Source organism: Streptomyces sp. NPDC006265 (assembly GCF_040613555.1).
Taxonomy (GTDB): Bacteria; Actinomycetota; Actinomycetes; order Streptomycetales; family Streptomycetaceae; genus Streptomyces.
This window is the reverse complement of the sequence record NZ_JBEXSH010001052.1, coordinates 1-2,792: the sequence shown is the minus strand read 5'-3', so window position 1 is coordinate 2,792 and position 2,792 is coordinate 1. Positions and strand designations below refer to the sequence as shown.

Sequence of the window (2,792 nt, the reverse complement as noted above, 5' to 3'; positions counted from 1 at the left end):
GACCGCCGGTCTCGTGTTCTACTTCGGGTACGGCTACCGCCGTTCCCGACTCGCACCATCCGAAAAGTGATCAACCCACTGTGCTGAACGATCTCCGTCTGCGCCCTGATCGGCCACCGGGTCGCGAGCTACGACTACCCGTCCCGCTTCGTCCACTTCACGGCGGGCGTGGCCCTGCCGCTGGCCGCCGCGGCCCCGGCGGTCTACGTCCTGGGCAGGGCGCTGGCGTAGACCGGGCCGGGCGGGACACCGTGCCGCCCGCCCTGTCACAGATGATCAACAATTCTCCGGTCCCCCTTCCCCGCGGGGTTACGCTCACGCAAGGGACGGCCACCCGGTCGTCGGGCACCGCCGTCTAACCGACTGGGTGGGGGACACACCGCATGCGCGCACTGCGAATACTGCTGATCTTCGTCGTGATCCTGGGCGGGCTCTTCGTGATCGCCGACCGCGTCGCGGTCAACTTCGCCGAGGACGAGGCCGCCGACCGGCTGAAGACGACGGAGAACCTGTCGGCGACGCCCGACGTTTCGATCAAGGGATTCCCGTTCCTCACCCAGGTCGCCGGCGGTTCCCTGGACGACATCGAGGTCGGCATCAAGGACTACGAGGCCGCCGCGGGCAACGGCGGTCAGAAGATCCGTATCGACGACCTCCAGGCCGACATGAAGGGCGTCGAGTTCTCCGGCGACTACAGCTCCGCCACCGCCTCCACGGCCACCGGCACCGCGACCATCGCCTACGACGAGCTGCTGAAGGCGGCGAAGTCCGAGCCCACCCAGGTCGCCCCGGGCGTCACCGCCAACGTCATCGGCCTCTCCGACGGCGGCAACGGCAAGATCAAGGTCACCGTCGAGGCCACGGTCCTCGGCACCAAGCTCCCGGAGCCGGTCTCCGTGCTCAGCTCGGTGAAGGTGGACAACGGCACCGTCCGCGTGCACGCCGACGGCCTGCCCAGTTTCGGCGGCGTCGACATCGCCGAGAACCGCGTCCGGGCGATCACCGACTTCCAGCAGAAGATCGACGGCCTGCCCGGCGGCATCGAGCTGGACACGGTCCAGGCCGCCCCGGACGGCGTCGAGATCACGGTGAAGGGTTCCGACGTCCGTCTGGCCGGGTAGGCAGTCGCTCGGCGGATCCGACCTGCGCTGTCCGGTGGGCGAGACGGCGATGTCCGTAGCGTAGATGTGACGGGGGGCGCGGTCGGCCGGAGGCCGTGCGGCGAGCGTCCCGGCAGCCTTGCGATCCCATATGGCGGATTGTTGCGTCTCAGCATGCGACACGCCGGTGACACGCCTGCCCGACCGTCCCTACGATCGACGCTATGAAGCGACAGGCGGATCTCACGAAGCGGCGGGCAGTAGACCTGTGCCGCGTCGCCGCCATGCTCTGTCGCACCTTCTGAGCGATCGCGTCGGCAGTCGCGCCGGCGCGCGCATCCCCGCAGCCCCGCATCACGGGCACCCGTGCGCCGCCCTGCCTCAAGGGCGCGCCCTGCAGACCTCGCACGCCCCGCCGTAACTGCCCCGGAGGAGAAGAAGCATGAGCCGCAACGACGTCCTGGTTGACGCCGACTGGCTCCAGGAGCACCTGGACGACCCGACCATCGCCATCGTCGAGGTGGACGAGGACACGTCCGCCTACGAGAAGAACCACATCCGCAACGCCATCCGGATCGACTGGACGCAGGACCTCCAGGACCCGGTCCGCCGTGACTTCGTCGACCAGGAGGGCTTCGAGAAGCTCCTGTCCGACAAGGGCATCGGCAACGACCACACCGTGGTCCTCTACGGCGGCAACAACAACTGGTTCGCCTCCTACGCCTACTGGTACTTCAAGCTGTACGGCCACGAGGGCGTCAAGCTCCTCGACGGCGGCCGCAAGAAGTGGGAGCTCGACGCCCGCGAGCTGGTCGCCGGCGACGAGGTGCCGGAGCGTCCGAAGACGGACTACAAGGCCAAGGCCCAGGACACCTCCATCCGCGCCTTCCGCGACGACGTGGTGGCCGCGATCGGGTCGCAGAACCTCGTCGACGTGCGCTCGCCCGACGAGTTCTCGGGCAAGCTGCTCGCCCCGGCCCACCTGCCGCAGGAGCAGTCCCAGCGCCCGGGTCACGTCCCGTCCGCCCGCAACATCCCGTGGTCCAAGAACGCCAACGACGACGGCACCTTCAAGTCGGACGACGAGCTCAAGGAGCTCTACGCCGAGGAGAGCGTCGACCTGGCCAAGGACACCATCGCCTACTGCCGCATCGGTGAGCGCTCCGCGCTGACCTGGTTCGTGCTGCACGAGCTCCTCGGTGTGGAGAACGTCAAGAACTACGACGGCTCCTGGACCGAGTACGGCTCCCTCGTGGGCGTGCCGATCGAGCTCGGCGCCAACAAGTAACCAGACCCGACCGACCTTTCCAGACTTCAGGAGTACGACATGTGCGGTGCGAAGGCCGGCGGCCCCGACGCCTCGACGATCAAGCCCGGTGAGACCACCATCCAGGGTCAGGTGACCAAGGACGGCGAGCCCGTGGTGGGTTACGTCCGTCTGCTGGACTCGACCGGCGAGTTCACGGCCGAGGTGCCGACCTCGGCGACCGGACAGTTCCGCTTCTACGCGGCCGAGGGCACCTGGACCGTCCGTGCCCTCGTGCCCGGCGCCACCGCCGACCGTACGGTCGTCGCCCAGCAGGGCGGCCTGGCGGAGGCTTCCCCAGATCCCGCTGGGGATGATGACGATGGCAGGCAATTCATTTCTACGAGGCCGATCGAAACGGAGTTCGACATGACCGAACTGTGGAA

The 2,792-nt window shown here is 68.1% G+C and carries 3 protein-coding genes and 1 pseudogene; all 4 read left to right on the top strand.

Features of this window, described 5'->3' with window-relative positions; all coding sequences use genetic code 11:
• The first annotated feature begins 383 nt into the window (after positions 1–383).
• Positions 384–1,121: a DUF2993 domain-containing protein gene (locus ABZ281_RS45035; protein WP_356664138.1), complete on the top strand. Its 738-nt coding sequence runs from the start codon at positions 384–386 to the stop codon at positions 1,119–1,121.
• Between the two features lie 203 nt (positions 1,122–1,324).
• A complete protein-coding gene (locus ABZ281_RS45030) occupies positions 1,325–1,405 on the top strand; it encodes a putative leader peptide (protein ID WP_350310325.1) in 81 nt (26 codons plus the stop codon).
• Positions 1,406–1,542: 137 nt separating this feature from the next.
• Positions 1,543–2,388: a sulfurtransferase gene (locus ABZ281_RS45025; RefSeq protein ID WP_356664136.1), complete on the top strand. Its 846-nt coding sequence runs from the start codon at positions 1,543–1,545 to the stop codon at positions 2,386–2,388.
• A 39-nt stretch (positions 2,389–2,427) separates the two neighbouring features.
• Positions 2,428–2,697, top strand: a pseudogene (locus ABZ281_RS45020) (DUF1416 domain-containing protein); the annotation flags it as partial.
• Between the last annotated feature and the right edge of the window lie 95 nt (positions 2,698–2,792).

Coding starts and splice junctions, on each gene's coding strand:
- ABZ281_RS45030 (WP_350310325.1), top strand. CDS start 1,325: ATGAAGCGACAGGCGGATCTCACGAAGCGGCGGGCAGTAGACCTGTGC.
- ABZ281_RS45035 (WP_356664138.1), top strand. CDS start 384: ATGCGCGCACTGCGAATACTGCTGATCTTCGTCGTGATCCTGGGCGGG.
- ABZ281_RS45025 (WP_356664136.1), top strand. CDS start 1,543: ATGAGCCGCAACGACGTCCTGGTTGACGCCGACTGGCTCCAGGAGCAC.